Origin of the sequence: Flavobacterium sp. JP2137 (assembly GCF_050562195.1) — a bacterium.
Taxonomy (GTDB): domain Bacteria; phylum Bacteroidota; class Bacteroidia; order Flavobacteriales; family Flavobacteriaceae; genus Flavobacterium.
In genome coordinates, this window is sequence record NZ_CP191647.1 from 1,889,405 (window position 1) to 1,903,186 (window position 13,782).

At 34.2% G+C, this 13,782-nt stretch carries 25 protein-coding genes; all 25 read right to left on the minus strand.

Translation table 11 applies throughout. The features are described 5' to 3' along the window. Positions 1-293: 293 nt before the first annotated feature. Complete coding sequence (locus tag ACQZ43_RS08130; RefSeq protein ID WP_430611512.1) at positions 294-464, minus strand: hypothetical protein; 171 nt, start codon at positions 462-464, stop codon at positions 294-296. 70 nt (positions 465-534) lie between these two features. Next, positions 535-933: a hypothetical protein gene (locus tag ACQZ43_RS08135; RefSeq protein WP_430611514.1), complete on the minus strand. Its 399-nt coding sequence runs from the start codon at positions 931-933 to the stop codon at positions 535-537. Positions 934-959: 26 nt separating this feature from the next. Then, the gene (locus tag ACQZ43_RS08140) at positions 960-2,015 is read right to left on the minus strand and encodes a nucleoid-associated protein (RefSeq protein ID WP_430611517.1); all 1,056 of its coding nucleotides are present in this window, start codon (positions 2,013-2,015) and stop codon (positions 960-962) included. 35 nt (positions 2,016-2,050) lie between these two features. Next, a complete protein-coding gene (locus ACQZ43_RS08145) occupies positions 2,051-2,596 on the minus strand; it encodes a hypothetical protein (protein ID WP_430611519.1) in 546 nt (181 codons plus the stop codon). Next, on the minus strand, positions 2,593-2,823 hold the full coding sequence (locus ACQZ43_RS08150; protein WP_430611521.1) for a hypothetical protein: 231 nt from the start codon (positions 2,821-2,823) through the stop codon (positions 2,593-2,595). The genes ACQZ43_RS08145 and ACQZ43_RS08150 overlap by 4 nt, the downstream gene beginning before the upstream one ends. A gap of 15 nt (positions 2,824-2,838) precedes the next feature. After that, positions 2,839-3,066 (minus strand): hypothetical protein, encoded by a 228-nt coding sequence (locus tag ACQZ43_RS08155; protein WP_430611523.1) that lies wholly within the window; start codon positions 3,064-3,066, stop codon positions 2,839-2,841. 152 nt (positions 3,067-3,218) lie between these two features. After that, positions 3,219-3,404, minus strand: a complete 186-nt coding sequence (locus ACQZ43_RS08160) for a hypothetical protein (protein WP_430611525.1) — start codon at positions 3,402-3,404, stop codon at positions 3,219-3,221. After that, positions 3,401-3,643, minus strand: coding sequence for a hypothetical protein (locus ACQZ43_RS08165; RefSeq protein ID WP_430611527.1), 243 nt, complete (start codon positions 3,641-3,643; stop codon positions 3,401-3,403). The genes ACQZ43_RS08160 and ACQZ43_RS08165 overlap by 4 nt, the downstream gene beginning before the upstream one ends. After that, a complete protein-coding gene (locus tag ACQZ43_RS08170) occupies positions 3,637-4,164 on the minus strand; it encodes a hypothetical protein (protein WP_430611530.1) in 528 nt (175 codons plus the stop codon). Before ACQZ43_RS08170 ends, ACQZ43_RS08165 begins: the two co-directional genes overlap by 7 nt. Then, positions 4,151-4,363 carry a hypothetical protein gene (locus ACQZ43_RS08175; protein ID WP_430611532.1) on the minus strand — a complete coding sequence of 71 codons (213 nt, stop codon included), beginning with the start codon at positions 4,361-4,363 and terminating at the stop codon, positions 4,151-4,153. The genes ACQZ43_RS08170 and ACQZ43_RS08175 overlap by 14 nt, the downstream gene beginning before the upstream one ends. Before the next feature lie 3 nt (positions 4,364-4,366). Then, the gene (locus ACQZ43_RS08180; protein ID WP_430611534.1) at positions 4,367-4,780 is read right to left on the minus strand and encodes a hypothetical protein; all 414 of its coding nucleotides are present in this window, start codon (positions 4,778-4,780) and stop codon (positions 4,367-4,369) included. Continuing rightward, positions 4,773-4,967 carry a hypothetical protein gene (locus ACQZ43_RS08185; protein ID WP_430611536.1) on the minus strand — a complete coding sequence of 65 codons (195 nt, stop codon included), beginning with the start codon at positions 4,965-4,967 and terminating at the stop codon, positions 4,773-4,775. The genes ACQZ43_RS08180 and ACQZ43_RS08185 overlap by 8 nt, the downstream gene beginning before the upstream one ends. Positions 4,968-4,970: 3 nt before the next feature. Then, entirely contained in the window at positions 4,971-5,594 is a 624-nt protein-coding gene (locus ACQZ43_RS08190) for a hypothetical protein (protein ID WP_430611538.1), read from the minus strand. Next, the gene (locus ACQZ43_RS08195; RefSeq protein WP_430611540.1) at positions 5,591-6,139 is read right to left on the minus strand and encodes a hypothetical protein; all 549 of its coding nucleotides are present in this window, start codon (positions 6,137-6,139) and stop codon (positions 5,591-5,593) included. Before ACQZ43_RS08195 ends, ACQZ43_RS08190 begins: the two co-directional genes overlap by 4 nt. A gap of 3 nt (positions 6,140-6,142) precedes the next feature. Continuing rightward, positions 6,143-6,400 carry a hypothetical protein gene (locus ACQZ43_RS08200; protein ID WP_430611542.1) on the minus strand — a complete coding sequence of 86 codons (258 nt, stop codon included), beginning with the start codon at positions 6,398-6,400 and terminating at the stop codon, positions 6,143-6,145. A gap of 65 nt (positions 6,401-6,465) precedes the next feature. Continuing rightward, positions 6,466-7,227, minus strand: a complete 762-nt coding sequence (locus ACQZ43_RS08205; RefSeq protein ID WP_430611544.1) for a hypothetical protein — start codon at positions 7,225-7,227, stop codon at positions 6,466-6,468. A gap of 25 nt (positions 7,228-7,252) precedes the next feature. Further along, the gene (locus ACQZ43_RS08210) at positions 7,253-8,101 is read right to left on the minus strand and encodes a hypothetical protein (RefSeq protein WP_430611546.1); all 849 of its coding nucleotides are present in this window, start codon (positions 8,099-8,101) and stop codon (positions 7,253-7,255) included. A gap of 216 nt (positions 8,102-8,317) precedes the next feature. Further along, positions 8,318-9,013 carry a hypothetical protein gene (locus ACQZ43_RS08215; protein WP_430611548.1) on the minus strand — a complete coding sequence of 232 codons (696 nt, stop codon included), beginning with the start codon at positions 9,011-9,013 and terminating at the stop codon, positions 8,318-8,320. A gap of 27 nt (positions 9,014-9,040) precedes the next feature. After that, positions 9,041-9,418, minus strand: coding sequence for a DUF3127 domain-containing protein (locus ACQZ43_RS08220; RefSeq protein WP_430611550.1), 378 nt, complete (start codon positions 9,416-9,418; stop codon positions 9,041-9,043). A gap of 276 nt (positions 9,419-9,694) precedes the next feature. Next, on the minus strand, positions 9,695-9,928 hold the full coding sequence (locus ACQZ43_RS08225; protein ID WP_430611552.1) for a hypothetical protein: 234 nt from the start codon (positions 9,926-9,928) through the stop codon (positions 9,695-9,697). Positions 9,929-9,936: 8 nt separating this feature from the next. After that, positions 9,937-10,323 carry an ASCH domain-containing protein gene (locus ACQZ43_RS08230; RefSeq protein ID WP_430611554.1) on the minus strand — a complete coding sequence of 129 codons (387 nt, stop codon included), beginning with the start codon at positions 10,321-10,323 and terminating at the stop codon, positions 9,937-9,939. Further along, a complete protein-coding gene (locus ACQZ43_RS08235; RefSeq protein WP_430611556.1) occupies positions 10,307-11,260 on the minus strand; it encodes a hypothetical protein in 954 nt (317 codons plus the stop codon). Before ACQZ43_RS08235 ends, ACQZ43_RS08230 begins: the two co-directional genes overlap by 17 nt. Before the next feature lie 3 nt (positions 11,261-11,263). Then, the gene (locus ACQZ43_RS08240; protein WP_430611558.1) at positions 11,264-12,205 is read right to left on the minus strand and encodes a hypothetical protein; all 942 of its coding nucleotides are present in this window, start codon (positions 12,203-12,205) and stop codon (positions 11,264-11,266) included. Positions 12,206-12,207: 2 nt separating this feature from the next. Continuing rightward, entirely contained in the window at positions 12,208-12,645 is a 438-nt protein-coding gene (locus tag ACQZ43_RS08245; protein WP_430611560.1) for a hypothetical protein, read from the minus strand. Next, positions 12,629-13,576 (minus strand): hypothetical protein, encoded by a 948-nt coding sequence (locus ACQZ43_RS08250; RefSeq protein ID WP_430611562.1) that lies wholly within the window; start codon positions 13,574-13,576, stop codon positions 12,629-12,631. Before ACQZ43_RS08250 ends, ACQZ43_RS08245 begins: the two co-directional genes overlap by 17 nt. Positions 13,577-13,782 lie beyond the last annotated feature (206 nt).

Consider the following 13,782-nt stretch of genomic DNA (forward strand, 5'->3'; position numbering starts at 1 on the left):
GACGATTTTAATGAATTTCCTCATTAAGTATGTATCAAGGGTTTTTGGCCAAAAGCCCCTGTTTTAAAGTTGCTTTATATTATCAGTATTAAAAAGCTATATTTTTGTTTATTATGTTTGTTTATTTTGTTTTTAATGTGTTTTTCTTAAATTTTACTGAAATTTCGGTTTCATTTTTTCGAATTCCATATTTTACCAAAAAAGCTATATTGTTATATTTCAGTCAGTTGTGATTTTTGTTTAAAATCGGTAAATTCTTAAAAACAACAAAAGCCCATTACGGGCTTTTTGTTTTATGCGTTCTTTTTTTCTGAAACTTCCTTTCGGATTTCCTTGGTTAGTTTTCCAATTTCAAGGAGAAATTTTCTCAAACGGGTACCGCTTGATTTATTTCCCTTTTCAAATTTTTGTTCCTCGATTTTGGCTGCGTTAGCCATTTCTAAAAGTGTATCAACTTTAGTCATAATATAGATTAGCGATTTGCCTTTACATCGCGAGGTTTTTGGTTAAAATATTTAGTTTAATATTGCTTCTCTACTCATGCAATGGCAGATTAGGTTTTGTGATTGGTTGATAGTGTGTGATATTTCTCCAATTTTCTTTATTATTTTTCATGTGTAATAAATAGTTTTTCCTGAAATACCTGCCTTTTTTATTTATAACGTGGTAACAACCTGTTTCTTTAGGTAAATCTTCCTCCGATTTAATAGAAATCCACCCCTCGTTATTTTCAATTCCTTGTAGTGATTTTGGTCTAAATTCATTTCCATAGCTATATGTATTCTCAAATTCAATGCCTGAATTATCAAATCTGCTTTTAAAATATTGAGATATAAAACCATCATTCCTAATAGCTATATGTTTAGCACTAATGGGTAATTCGTCAAATAAAAGTCCCCAAGCTTCTCTAATAACTTCTTGTTTTGTTTTCATGTTGCTTGTTCCTTTAAATTCGATAATTACTTATTCTCTTTGTTAAAATATACTAGGTAGTAATACATCTGCTTTTCCTCATCCCAACCTTTCTCAATGAATTTTTCAGCGCTTTCCGGATTGATAAAATCAAGTTTGATTGTAATATTCGTGTCCAGGTTAATCACGTTTTTGAATTTCTTTCGAGCATCGGTTACAGCCGAATTTGATATCGCAAAATTGCTCACGTCTTCAATCGAGTATTTTTCTCCTTTATCTACCTTGTAGTTTTTGAACTCCGAAATCAAATCAGGGTTGTCGATTACTTCATTTAAGAAGCTGCTTTCCTCGAAGTCATCATTTTTAGCAAAGTAGTTTACGGAGCGGTTCATAAACATTACCTCTTCTTTTTTATCTTCGGCCGGTAGTACGACGTCTTTTGCAAAATCTTGACAAAATTTCAAGTACTTTTTGGTAAAGAAGTTTTCATCTTGGAAAGCATCAACCGATAAGAAGTGTTCTAACCAATAACGCGCATCGTAACGATTGGAATCGATGCTTAGAACCTTATAGCCGTCTTCTTTTTTGTAATTGAAGATGATGCAACCTTTGTCTAATTTATCAAGAGAAATCCCTTGTTTAAGCTGCAACTCTAATCGGCTTTCGTTTTCGTTAATCTCGAAGTAATCGTTTTTGATTTCACTTTTGAAGATTCCAATTGCATCTACTACAATGTTGTCGATTGAAACATTGGTTAGGTAGGCCACATATACTTCTCCGATTTTAATATGCGGATGATTTGATTGTTCAAATAGGTGAGTAGTGATTTTCTTTGATACCTCATGTAGTTTATCAGGTCTTTCAAAAATTGACTTGGACAGATTAAACATTTCGTTGAACTCGATATCAACATCGTGAGCAAATTGAAAATAGGTTTCTTCTTTTTCTCGAAATGGTTTAAAAAAGAACTCTTTTATTAGCGGCGTGATTTCGTCATTTAGCTTTAATGACTCTTCAGAAAGAAACATTTTTTCGTTACGGCTTTTGTTTCCGACTTTGTGAATTGACAATGTTTCGATGTGCGTGTTGAATAGATTGATCATATACTTAAAATTTAAAGGGTTTTATAATTTTGTTTTTAACAATAAAAAGCAACCAAAACGATTCGTTCGCCTTGTTCAATTGCATTAGGGTATTTGCTATGAAAGATAGTAGCGGAATAGGTGAGTAATCGGTTTGGGACACTTTTTATGTAGTCACATTTCTCCCATCTTCTAAGGTCGTTACTGTCTTCTAAAAGCAGCCGGTCAAATTCCTCGTTGGATGCATCGTCAGGTAAATGAGTTCCGTATTTTTCATGAATCCACATTGCAGTTCCGTTTTCTGAAACTCCTTCGGCTTTATTGATGTAAAGCACACTCGCTAATAGCGTTTTTTTGCCGTTTATGATGTTATCGGCATGGATGCGCCAATCTGTATCGAAATCTTTATGCGCTCGTCTTATAAAGCTTAAATTCATTTCGTAGCCTTCAATTTCCAAATAAGGAAGTATCTCTGGCGGAACTTTTAAAATTTCAAATTCTTTCTCGCCTGCTTGAACTCTTTCGAAGTTATTTTGATAGCAGTATTCTTGAAGTTTTTGAAATAAAGGGTTGGGTAGGTAGTTGTCTTGGACTTTTATCATGGTTCCATAGTTATTTTAGGATTGTTAATAATCACTTCATCGTCATCATTTATCTCATAACAATTGTCGCAATAATGTTTTCCGTCTTTTTCCATCCAATCGGAATTATAAGCATCTTCTAACATATATTGTTCATCTGTAAATATTGTAAAACCGCTATTATTTTCAAAACCATTTTTACACCCATCGCATTCAAGCGAATACGCTTCTTGTTTATCTATTGCCATAATCTAATCCACTTACTAAAAGTGGTAAGTTTTATCTTGTTTTTGGTTATTTTCTTCTTTTGATTCTTCGCTTAGAATCCTTTCTTTGATGGCGTGTGCAATTACGCGGCCCCATGTTCCCGCCGGTTCGCTTTTGGAATAATGCTCCAAAGCCCAAAAAATCACATCCTCAACATTTTCAGGATGCGTATTTTCTTTTATTTCCTCGAGAATTATCCTCTTGGCAGTCGTGTTTGTTTTCATAGGCCTAATTGTTAATAATTAAAACTATTTTTAAAATAATCGCCTCTACTAAGTTGTAAACGTTTTGCAAAGTAGTAGCTACACAATACCCGATAAGTAAGGGGATTATGTTGTTTATAATATACTTTTTCATAGTCCTGTTTCTTTAATTATTAGTATAATGTGTTTTTTCCGATATAGCATATTTCTATCGATTTTTCGGACTCCGGTTCTGTGTCGCCTGTGAATACCTTAAATGGTTTGAATTTTCCCTTTTTAGTAGGCGGAGCTATGATATTAGTGTCGTATTTACCACACAGTTCTTGTAACTCTTTTAAGAATTTTTTTTGCTTTGTCATACGGTTTTATTTTCTTCAAGTTCTTCGATTCTTTCTTTAAGAATCTGAATCGTATTTTTTAATTCTGCTTTTGTAGGTTCTTTTTTAGTATCACAATAACAGTCGTCCAAATCGAAACTATGGACTGTTCCCCAACACATTGGTATTAATACTTTTTCATGAGTGTTTTTATGAACTGCATAGTAACATGCTTTAGTGTTTTTTGGAAAGTTCCACTCGTCAGGATTATATTTTACCATTTAAAGTTTGATGCATCCAAATAAACTTGGGTATGTCTTCGCAGCGGATTCCTATTACTGAAGGGATTATTTACAGTAGTTGAATTAATCCCTAAATCCTTATGACAAGCTCGTATTAAACCTCTCCAACAAAAGTCTGTTGCCATCTGCCCTTTGTGCCAATCTCTTTGAGTAAATCGGTGCCATTGTTCTGGAATAATTTCAAATTCTTGTCCATCCTTAGTTTTGAAAATCGTTAATGGAGAATTTGAAAGCCATAGATACATCGGTTTTGTGTCGTCGATTAAAGTTTCATCTTCTTTTAGATTTTCATCGCGAGGAATCATATCTCTGTGCCAATTTGGAATACATGGGTATTGGTTAGGCATTAGCATATGTACTTTCACATCCCAAATAAAATCATTTGGATTTTCGGGGAAAGTAGATAGTGGTTCTTTTAAGTCGGGCATATATTCAATGATGTCCGAATACTCTCCGTGAATGATTCCGCAGTGCTGTGACTGCCAATTAATTTTTTTCATCTTCGATTTCTTTTATAATTCCTTTTACCACTCCATTGGGATGCTCGATTTTCTCCCATTCGTCAGATCCGATAAATGAGATCATTCGCAAGTGATGCTCGAATTGACTCCTCATTTTGGAACTACCGTATATTTTCTGCTGTACGTTATCAAGTGATTTAAACGTGGCGGTTTGCTTTATTTTGTCTGATAGGTTCATAGTTTAAGTTTTAGGGGTGTCGTGAATATTTCCGATTGCTTCTATTGACGTGAAATCTATGTACGAATAAGCCCACCATGCTTTTTTGTGCCAAACAACAATACTGTGCCCTTTATCAGTTTCTATAACTTTACATTTTCTTGTTTTTTTACCAGACCCATTTACAGCGCAATAAGCCTCAATTAAATCCCCTCCAAACAATCTAATACCTATCGAAGGAATCCATAACTGCCCGATGGTTTCTGATATTACTTGCTCTACAATCATGTTGTCTACCCAATCTGTGATGTGATAAACAAGTTCTTCTTTTCTATTTGTGACTTTATGTTTCTCAAGTCTTCTAGTTTTTGACACATAACCATAAGCCCAGTCTTCATTATCAACTTTCTTCCCTTTAAATAATATTTCTCTATTCATTTTCTTGGTTATTAAAAGTTCCTTCTAAGTGCTCTCGGAAGTTTTCAACCATTTCATCGATGGTGATTTCTCCATTTTTCACAGCTTCATTCATTTGCTCAATTGACAACTCTTCACAGTTTTTTCTATCGTAATAGAGAAAGTCCATGCACAAATCTGAAATTGTATCTAATATTTTTTGTTTCACGAGTTACTTTTTTAAAGATTCGAGTATTTCTTTACACAATTGGGCAGGTATTTTACTTCTGTCGTAACTCCCTTTTCGTCCTTGCGTACCTGTTCGGCTTCCTCTTGGTGCAGGTTGATGATGGCAATCTCGGTTACCATTCTTACACTGTGGTCTAGGAATCCAATCGATTGAATTTGTCCATATGTCGGTAGGCTTTGCTCTGTCATCACCATAAGTACAGTACCACACCGTATGCCTTTTAAATTCCTGCATAAATGGCATTTTCCGCATCATTCCGCGCGGGTTTTCAATGAAGAAAACAAGGTTTGGATTCAGTTCAAGAAAATGTTTAATCAGCGAAATAAAATGTTGATTTACTCGATCACATTTGATAGCGTAATCACTTTTTGGTTCAGTACCATTTCTATGTTTAGAAATGGCGGCAATAGTGTATGTTGTACAATCTGGCGATGCCCAAATAGCATCTGGGATAAATGGAATATCTTCAGGTTTTAAATTTTCAATGTCTCCAACCCAATTTATGCCCGGGTAATTTTCCCAATCACAACTAAAAACCTCATGACCTTGACGTTCGGCTTCTAATCCAATAGACCGGCTTCCTGCAAATAATTCTAATATTTTCATTTTAAAATCTTTTTACAAATTCCAATAATTGATTTAGGGTCTTTTTTATAAGCTTGAAGAATACCCGTTAAGTTCGGAGTATCGTACAGTTCAACTTGCGACAACTCTTGGATAAATCCTTCGAAATGTCCTAATACGTCGAAAGTATCATCTTCACGAACTTTCAAAAAGTGATTAAAATCGGGGTTGATCAACATCAATTGTTGTGATGTCAATTTCATTTGCTTAGCAGCAAGCTTATTTACTTGCGATTTAGTTGGTAGGTTAGAACCGACTTCGTTTAAGTACTTTGCCAAGGTCTCTGAAAGCAAAATGATTTTCACTATTGCATTTGCTTTTGCGTAAGTATAGTCATGTTCTGTAATTTTAACAGGTACTGCGCCAATTAATTTTCTCGATTGAATAATTGCAAGCGCTTGAGTTGTGTTTTTGCAATAAGTTGCGTTGGCTAGTTGATTGTAGAAATGATTATCAGGGCCATTGTAGTATAGTTCGCCTTTCTTGATGATAATCAAGTTCGGTTGTGTTTCTTTATTTTGGTTCATATTTTATAGACTACGAAGTTTCCAATCACAAATACATACAACATAGTTATATCCCGACAAGCTAGATGGTTTGGTATTTAATATTTCTTTTACAATCCAAACACTCTCCTTGTCATTTAGGTTAGTACATATTTCATCCCCGGGTGATAAATTATGTTCTTTGCGTACGTTTACCTTTACTTCAAGATTTCCTTGTTTTCTTTTAGATGGATTTGTTTCCCAAATCATCATCGTTACTTCTTTGGTGTTTTTATATTTCATTTTAGCGAATAGTTTAACTGTTCGGTATTCCCGAACGGTTGGTTTGACAATAAGTTTTTTGTGATTTATTTCAGTAGTTCCTCAATCGGAAGTTTTAAATCGATTCTCTTTTGGAAGAATTCCCGTAAAACGATTTCGAATAGCTTGATTTCAACCTTATCAGATTTGTTGTCAAGCAGTAAATTCAATTCTTCACGAATGCTTTTCACTTTCTTAGAATTGTCTTTGTTAATCTCAGCTTGAGCAAGTAGTTCTTTTTCAACTTCGGCATGAGCAATAATTCTTCGCTCGTCATACCATTGCTTTAATCTAGGAGTGTCTTCAGTAGCTTTTTTAATGAATTTTCTATCAACGAGTTCATCGAATACGTGCTTGAAAGGATGGTTTATTTTTCCTTGTTTATTGAATTCGTCAAAACATCGTGTAATTGCCTGGTCCATTATTTTTTTCTTTTCAGAATCGGAAGTTTCAGAGAGCAATAAGGTATTTTCAGGAATCGAATTTGACTTAGTAATGTTGTACTTCGTCTTAATATCGATTTTCCAATCCAAATATTTTTTGAGAATTTCAGCAGCATAACCGGTATCGAATAATTGAAAGTGTTCGGTTTTGGTCTCATACATCCGCATTCGCTCTAGTTCAAATGCTTTATAAATTTCATCTGGGGTTAGATGATCATAAACCGTGAAAAGCATTTTGATGATTTCATCGAGCATCAATTGGTCTGTCTTTTCCTTCATACCAGACAGACCAATTGATTTAGTCAAAGCTTGGTTGATTAGAATTGTTAGGCCATCATCATCTTGTAACCGTTCTCGAATTGTCATTTGAGAATAAGAACTTCTTACAAAATCAATCGGGCTTTTTACGCAAAAGTTCTCGATAGTAGTCAGCTGAGTGCTGTATGTTTTCTGAATTTGATTTGACGGTGTCGAATGTTTGACGGCCAATGATTCGGTCTTCGGTTTTTGTTTCTCCATTTTTATTCTGATTTTGGTTGTTGTTGCTGTTCCTTTCCCAAGTGCGAACTGAAGCTTTCCAGTCTTTCATTTTGTTTTTTCCAATCATCCAGTTTTTAGATTCATAGAAATCGATGAAATGACGTGCATCAATTCCGTTATTTCGTTCAAGGCAGTATTGAGATACTTCTTCAAAATTTGGAATAGAAAATTTTGTTTCTTTTTTTGCGGAACTTTTTTCTTTTTTTTGAGAAGTTTCTAGTTCAGCAGAATCAACTTCTGTGAAATTTTTATTTTCTTTCTGTAATAATGTATATGGTATAATTGTATTATTGTATATTGGTATATCTATACTATCAATGCTTTCACTAGTGCTTTGTACAATGCTTTCATCTTGCTTTGGTATGTGCTTTAACATTGCTTTATCAAGTGCTTTGTCTACTGCTTTATTAAAATTTGATAGAGCAATGATATTAGCAGAGTATTGATTTTTTGATTTTTCTATAATCATTACAAAACCGAAACTGACTAAATCTTTCAAAGTATATATATAAGTATTATAGGATTTGATTCCTGTTGCTTCCATCGCCATTGTAGTAGGAAACCCAAATTTTTCTTTCCAGCCTAATCGATTGCAATGTTCAATGGCGAAGAAATACAATGCGCTATGTACTGGTTTAATTTTATCAGGATTTTCAAAAGACCAATCCCAAAAATTTCTAGATAACTCATATATGTTCATTTCATCATTATTATTTAGTTTTAGTGAGCACTCTCGTCTTATGGTCTCTTTGCTTCCAAGTAAAACCATTATTGAGTTTCTCTTGTTCTAATGAAAGAAGCGACGGGATAATTCCCATCGCTTCATTTTTTAGTGTTACGGCCTCTTCGAAAATGGTAATGTGCCTATCTTCGGATTCGGGCTTTCTTCGTTTCTTGCTTGCCATTTTAGATTGAATTAATCCCAACGTGTCCAGGACGTGTCAGGCGTATGATTGTAATCAGTTATTTTTACTTGAGCAGAATAAAGTCTAAAAATTTTAGCTTCAATTCCGTGTAAGGAAACAAGTTTTGCTGGAGTTAATTCTTTTGCTTTATCATCACAATGATCTTTGAATCTAAAAGAGAAGATCTGCCCTTCTCGTGAATCTTCTGAATGAAAAATAAATTTAAAATTACATTCGTATTCTTCTTTATCCGGTTCAACATCAGCAGACACTTCTATCCAGTTATATTTGGTATTCTCGTTTATTATAAAAGTAATTTCGCCTTCTCCTTCTTGATCGTTTTCTTCTTGACTTGCTTCGATTATAATATCAGCAACTTCTTGCAGAGTAATTGTTTTCTTATTTACAAAACCGATGATATCTTGAGTCATATCAAGTATTGGCTGTAAATTTACTTGTTGAAGTAAATTGTCATTAATGGTCTTAGCAATTAACGTATTGTAATCGATTAGATCTAGTTCCTGAAGATTGACATTAATGGTTTCTTCAAGTTTTGCTTTGATAGATTTAGCGGTATCTCCATAACTTCTGAAGATATCACTTACTATTGAACTTATCATTTCAGAAGCTTTGGCTTCTAACATTTCAGGTAGTTTTTCAGCTATGACTTTGTCAATAGCAATTTGTGATTGTTTATTGAAATCCATTTTTTAAAGATTTTTAAAGGGTTTTATTTAAAAGGGTAAATCGTCGTGTTCTTCCTCATTGAATTGAGGTTGACGATTGTTCATATAAGCATCGGCTGCGCTTTGCGGCTCAGGCTCATATGTTGGTGCCATATTCTCAGCATCAATTTTCCAACCTTGGATAGAGTTGAAATATTTGGTTTCGCCCTGTGGATTAACCCACTCTCTACCTTTTAAATTAATCGATACTTTTACGGGTTGTCCAATTTGAAAGGAATCCAATAAATCACATCGGTCTTGAGTAAATTCGATCATGATATGCTGTGGATATTGTTCATCTGTCGTTACTATCAGCTCTCTCTTTTTAAAAGACTGACTCACTTGTTGTGGTTGATGAATTGCTTTTATTCTTCCGACTACGTGCATTAATTTTTATCTTTTATTATTGAACAAATCAGTGCTAGAAATATCAATATTAGTAGCGCTGCATCTTGGTGGTCTTCTATTGCTTTTAGGAATGATTCCATTTGTTTATAAGGTTTTTGAATTTGAAAATTCTAAGACTATTCGAATTACCTCGTCGAAGTGTTTGTTAAGCGTTTCAACATCGCACATGTGTATTAAATGCTCAAAGCTTTCATATCTATGTGATTTTGCATAATCATCTTTTATTTGCTGTAAATTCATCAGATTATCCACTTTCTACAAGTGGGAAGTTTTTAATTTCTTTTTTCTTTTTTGCTTTGCAACGAATAACGCCCGCTCTTTTGAAGAGTAGATATTTCCTTTTTGAATTCTGGTACCATTATGACTTATATAAATAGAACTCTTTCGATATCCAAAACAATCTTTTATTTCGCCTTTTTCTTTTTTGATTGGTATAAATTCACTTCCGGAAATCGTGTAATAAGTTTGGCCTAAAATAATTCCATTCATATCTAAATTTAATTTTCAGGTTTATAATTCCAGAATCCTAAAGCACCTTTTTTAACCGGAATCGGCTTGTCGTACATTACAGGATTTTCCAAAACGTAATGCCAAATTCCGTCGCCACGATCTGCCCAAATAGAAGAATGTCTTTGAACACAATCTACCAAGTCAACTTCACCAATGATACAGCCAAGTGACCAATCTAATTCTTCAATTCCGTTAGTTGCTGCATCTTGAGCTACATTTAAAGAACAATGCTTGTCCGATACTTTGGATGCGTGAATAAGAAAACGCCCTCTAAAGGACGTTTTCCAAGTTCTGTTTTCGATGTTCTTTATCCCTAAAGCGATTAATTCCGCCCAAGGTTGCTTAATAGATAAGGCTTTAGTTGGTTTTTCCATGTTCGATAAGCTTTAGGGTTTCAATCTCTTTAGCAATTAGCCAATCTCGAGCCATCAGGACGCGCCTAGTGATGTTTTTTATATCTTCCGACTCTAGGTTAACAGAAAAACGTTTGTCTCTTAAATGGGGAGGAATTGAGAAGTCTAGTACTGGATTGTAAAAATCATAATTTGGATATTCTGCTTGAAAAGCCGGTATATCAAAAATCATGTTTCTTTCCAACTGACAAACGGCATTAATCCAGGTTTCTGAGTCCTCGTCTGGCATCCCCATTTTGAACCAAAGAGATTTTTTCTCATTTTCAATTAAATGGAGTGGGGCATTAACTAAACAGTAGCATAATTCGGCTTCTGTTTTGGTGTTTAACTCGGGATTATCGTAGCTATGCTCTAGCCACATGTAGCCTTTTAATTGCCAAGAATAAAGACTAATCAATTCGGCATTTTCAAAGGTTTCTAAATCCCAAGATGATTTGGTGTCTTTTGTCTTATTTTGGCGATTGTCGGGCGTTCCTTGAATAGTTCCGTTGTTAAGATGCTCGTCATTTTTACGGTAAAAGAAATTGTCAAGTAGGGATAGAAGTCCAAGTGAATCATCTTCATTAATGGTTCCTTTGGATAGATATTTGTTATCCAAAAAACGCCTTCTTCTCCAAAACTTATCGCGAAATTCTTTCTCTAAATAAGTAATTGCTCCAGAAGGTAATTCGTCGGGATTATCTCTTTTCTTGATTAATACCCCAAGTCGTAGATCTTTTGTTTCGGTCCATTTAACTTTGTTACCGTTTCGATTGGTTCCATAGTCTCTTTCGTTGGTTAGCTCTTCAATTTCGAGCGCTATTTTTGCTTGTTCATCTTCGGTTGGAAGATTGGTCATTAGGTTGCCTAAACTAGAGCAACGAGCCATCCAGTTTGTAAATATTAAGGGTTTTGACATAGTTTAGTTATTTGAATTTGAAACAGATTTTGGGGTTTCCTCAATTTCTTCGTATTGCGAAAAGACTTTGTCGATGATAGTATTTATGTAATTGGAGTTTATCTTTTCTCGAGGAACATCTCTAATAACATCAATTAGCTTGTCGAAATAAGCAATATCGACACCTATCAATTGTTCTTCAAGCACCATAGGGTCTTTTAAATCTAATTCTGAAATTTGAAACATCATTTTTAGCATTTCACCAGCATTGATAGTCCAACCTCTTTTAAGGAACTTTTTAATTCTAATAATTGAGGTTAGCGGATATTGGCTACCTTGATATTTTAGATCCTTACTTATAAGTGATTCTAAGGCTTGTAGGTTTGTAACAACTCCAACTTCGAAAGTGAAGTAATTGGTAGCGTGGATAAAATCGAATGTACTATGAATTTCTTCTGGGGCACCGCTGAATCTTAGCACTATTTGAATATCATCAGTTAATGAAATTGCATTTTGAGAAAGAAAGGCGATTTGATATTTTTTATCTTCATCAATCTGCATTCTTTGACCCGAAGACTCAACATTCAGCTTTACTTGATTTTGCTTTAGATTTTTTAGTCTAACTGTTTGTTCCGATAAATCCTCATCTAGAGATTCTAATTCTTTTTTAGCACGTTTTAGATTGCCGTACTTTTTAACGTAATGATCGAGAATAAGCTCATCTTTTTTTCTTCCATCTAGTACGTCATTCGGCATATAATACTTAGCTAATTCAATTAAAACATCCATATCTTGAATGTAAATATCGAAATCGTTTACAGGTTCATTTAAGAACATTGAGGTAATTGAACCACCAGAAACTAAAAGGTTTTCTTTGACTTTTTTTCTTAAAGATTCATCAGTAATAGTTTCTAACCATTCATTTAGCTTCTTAGTGATAACCTTAGATATTGTTTTCTTTTGCATTGTTATAGTTTTTTACCGCCGTGAATTCGGCTTAGTTGATATTTTTTTGATAACTCGGAATTGTTTTCGAGTTCGAGATTGTGTTCTATACAACAAGGTTTCCAAAAGCGCACATCGAGGAAAAGAGTTATATCGTTTTCTCTTGCCCAATCATCAGCATAGCCAATGCGGCCACGTGTATGTTCTACGCTCGTAGCGGGTCGGTTGCATTCTTCGATAAAGCAGATTTGATTGTATTCTTTAGAAAGGAATTCTAATCGGATAATTGAATAGATTTCGTTATCCTCTTTGCGTTTTTTGGAAACCTTATTTATACGCTTTGGTTTAGCGTGTATCTTTTGACAAGTAGGGGAGCAGTATTTTTGTAATGAATTATACTGTTTGAAAGTATTTGAGCAATCTGGATTTTGACACTCTTTAAGTTTATGCTTTTTTAGCATTCTTAGCTTTTTGCTCTAGCTCTTTTTTCTTGTCGTCTAACATGATGATATGCTCGTCTTTTTCAATAAGCGGACTTAATTTTGAAAGAGTTTCAAGGTCTTGTACTCCATGGATGGCTTCAACTGAAAGTATATCTTCTTTGTCTGAATACAACTCTTGAATTTCTAAATCATCTGAGGGAATTGAACTTTTGACTTGATGAAGAATAGATAGTTTTGTTGCTTTTGCGATGTGCTCCTTCATTCTGTTTTTTTCCTTTTCTTGAATAATTTCTTCCTTATTCAAGGGCTTAGAACTAACAACTGTAAAATCTACATCCGTCGCATCTCCATCTGAAATATCAGTTCCTTTGATATGGTTATAAAGCCATCTTCTTGATTTTCTTTCAGCTTTACCAATTAATGCGTCTGCTGTTGCATAGGCATTAGATTTGACCGGAAAATCTATCGTTTGTGTTTTGCTATCGCCGTTAAGTTGCCAATCTATTTTACATACAACATTGGCAGTTAGTTTGTCTTGACTTTGGATAATTTTAGGATAAGATATATTATATCTTAAGCCTTCAATTTTATCGAGTACCGAACCAAATCCCTCTCTAGTTGGATACATATTACCTCCGATTATATTCCATTCATTACCGTATGGCTGTAGTCCTAAAAGCAAGGATTCAATTAGACATTCTTTTACCTCTAGCATTGTGTAACCCCCAGTTTTATCTTTGTCGGTTCTGAAGCCAAGTTTTGAACCTTGTAATGCCATTATAGGCTTCATTACTTCAGGAGTTAATAACTCTCGGATTCTTTCAATTGCTCCTGCCATCACAAAAGCTTTTTGAAAGTCTTGCATTTTGTTAGAAAGAACAGCCGTAATTTGCGCGTTCATTTCAATAGAAACTAATTGTTGTTGTTCTGATATAGCTATCTGTCCCATTTTCGTATTTGGTCTAAAGATTTATAATTCATTTTTTTGTTACTGCCTAATGCAATTCTTTTGTTGTGATTTAGTGAGACATTGCAGCTTACCCAGTATTCTTTTTTGTCAAGATTCACCACTATGCGCAGTTCTGTTTCACCATAATTAATTGCAGTAGGCAATTGTTTGTATTGCTCAAATTCTAAATGTGCGATTGCTTCCGA

Bases quoted from the DNA above. Each gene is read 5' to 3' on its own strand.
- ACQZ43_RS08130 (WP_430611512.1), bottom strand. From the start codon at position 464: ATGACTAAAGTTGATACACTTTTAGAAATGGCTAACGCAGCCAAAATC.
- ACQZ43_RS08135 (WP_430611514.1), bottom strand. From the start codon at position 933: ATGAAAACAAAACAAGAAGTTATTAGAGAAGCTTGGGGACTTTTATTT.
- ACQZ43_RS08140 (WP_430611517.1), bottom strand. From the start codon at position 2,015: ATGATCAATCTATTCAACACGCACATCGAAACATTGTCAATTCACAAA.
- ACQZ43_RS08145 (WP_430611519.1), bottom strand. From the start codon at position 2,596: ATGATAAAAGTCCAAGACAACTACCTACCCAACCCTTTATTTCAAAAA.
- ACQZ43_RS08150 (WP_430611521.1), bottom strand. From the start codon at position 2,823: ATGGCAATAGATAAACAAGAAGCGTATTCGCTTGAATGCGATGGGTGT.
- ACQZ43_RS08155 (WP_430611523.1), bottom strand. From the start codon at position 3,066: ATGAAAACAAACACGACTGCCAAGAGGATAATTCTCGAGGAAATAAAA.
- ACQZ43_RS08160 (WP_430611525.1), bottom strand. From the start codon at position 3,404: ATGACAAAGCAAAAAAAATTCTTAAAAGAGTTACAAGAACTGTGTGGT.
- ACQZ43_RS08165 (WP_430611527.1), bottom strand. From the start codon at position 3,643: ATGGTAAAATATAATCCTGACGAGTGGAACTTTCCAAAAAACACTAAA.
- ACQZ43_RS08170 (WP_430611530.1), bottom strand. From the start codon at position 4,164: ATGAAAAAAATTAATTGGCAGTCACAGCACTGCGGAATCATTCACGGA.
- ACQZ43_RS08175 (WP_430611532.1), bottom strand. From the start codon at position 4,363: ATGAACCTATCAGACAAAATAAAGCAAACCGCCACGTTTAAATCACTT.
- ACQZ43_RS08180 (WP_430611534.1), bottom strand. From the start codon at position 4,780: ATGAATAGAGAAATATTATTTAAAGGGAAGAAAGTTGATAATGAAGAC.
- ACQZ43_RS08190 (WP_430611538.1), bottom strand. From the start codon at position 5,594: ATGAAAATATTAGAATTATTTGCAGGAAGCCGGTCTATTGGATTAGAA.
- ACQZ43_RS08195 (WP_430611540.1), bottom strand. From the start codon at position 6,139: ATGAACCAAAATAAAGAAACACAACCGAACTTGATTATCATCAAGAAA.
- ACQZ43_RS08200 (WP_430611542.1), bottom strand. From the start codon at position 6,400: ATGAAATATAAAAACACCAAAGAAGTAACGATGATGATTTGGGAAACA.
- ACQZ43_RS08205 (WP_430611544.1), bottom strand. From the start codon at position 7,227: ATGACAATTCGAGAACGGTTACAAGATGATGATGGCCTAACAATTCTA.
- ACQZ43_RS08210 (WP_430611546.1), bottom strand. From the start codon at position 8,101: ATGAACATATATGAGTTATCTAGAAATTTTTGGGATTGGTCTTTTGAA.
- ACQZ43_RS08215 (WP_430611548.1), bottom strand. From the start codon at position 9,013: ATGGATTTCAATAAACAATCACAAATTGCTATTGACAAAGTCATAGCT.
- ACQZ43_RS08220 (WP_430611550.1), bottom strand. From the start codon at position 9,418: ATGCACGTAGTCGGAAGAATAAAAGCAATTCATCAACCACAACAAGTG.
- ACQZ43_RS08225 (WP_430611552.1), bottom strand. From the start codon at position 9,928: ATGAATGGAATTATTTTAGGCCAAACTTATTACACGATTTCCGGAAGT.
- ACQZ43_RS08230 (WP_430611554.1), bottom strand. From the start codon at position 10,323: ATGGAAAAACCAACTAAAGCCTTATCTATTAAGCAACCTTGGGCGGAA.
- ACQZ43_RS08235 (WP_430611556.1), bottom strand. From the start codon at position 11,260: ATGTCAAAACCCTTAATATTTACAAACTGGATGGCTCGTTGCTCTAGT.
- ACQZ43_RS08240 (WP_430611558.1), bottom strand. From the start codon at position 12,205: ATGCAAAAGAAAACAATATCTAAGGTTATCACTAAGAAGCTAAATGAA.
- ACQZ43_RS08245 (WP_430611560.1), bottom strand. From the start codon at position 12,645: ATGCTAAAAAAGCATAAACTTAAAGAGTGTCAAAATCCAGATTGCTCA.
- ACQZ43_RS08250 (WP_430611562.1), bottom strand. From the start codon at position 13,576: ATGGGACAGATAGCTATATCAGAACAACAACAATTAGTTTCTATTGAA.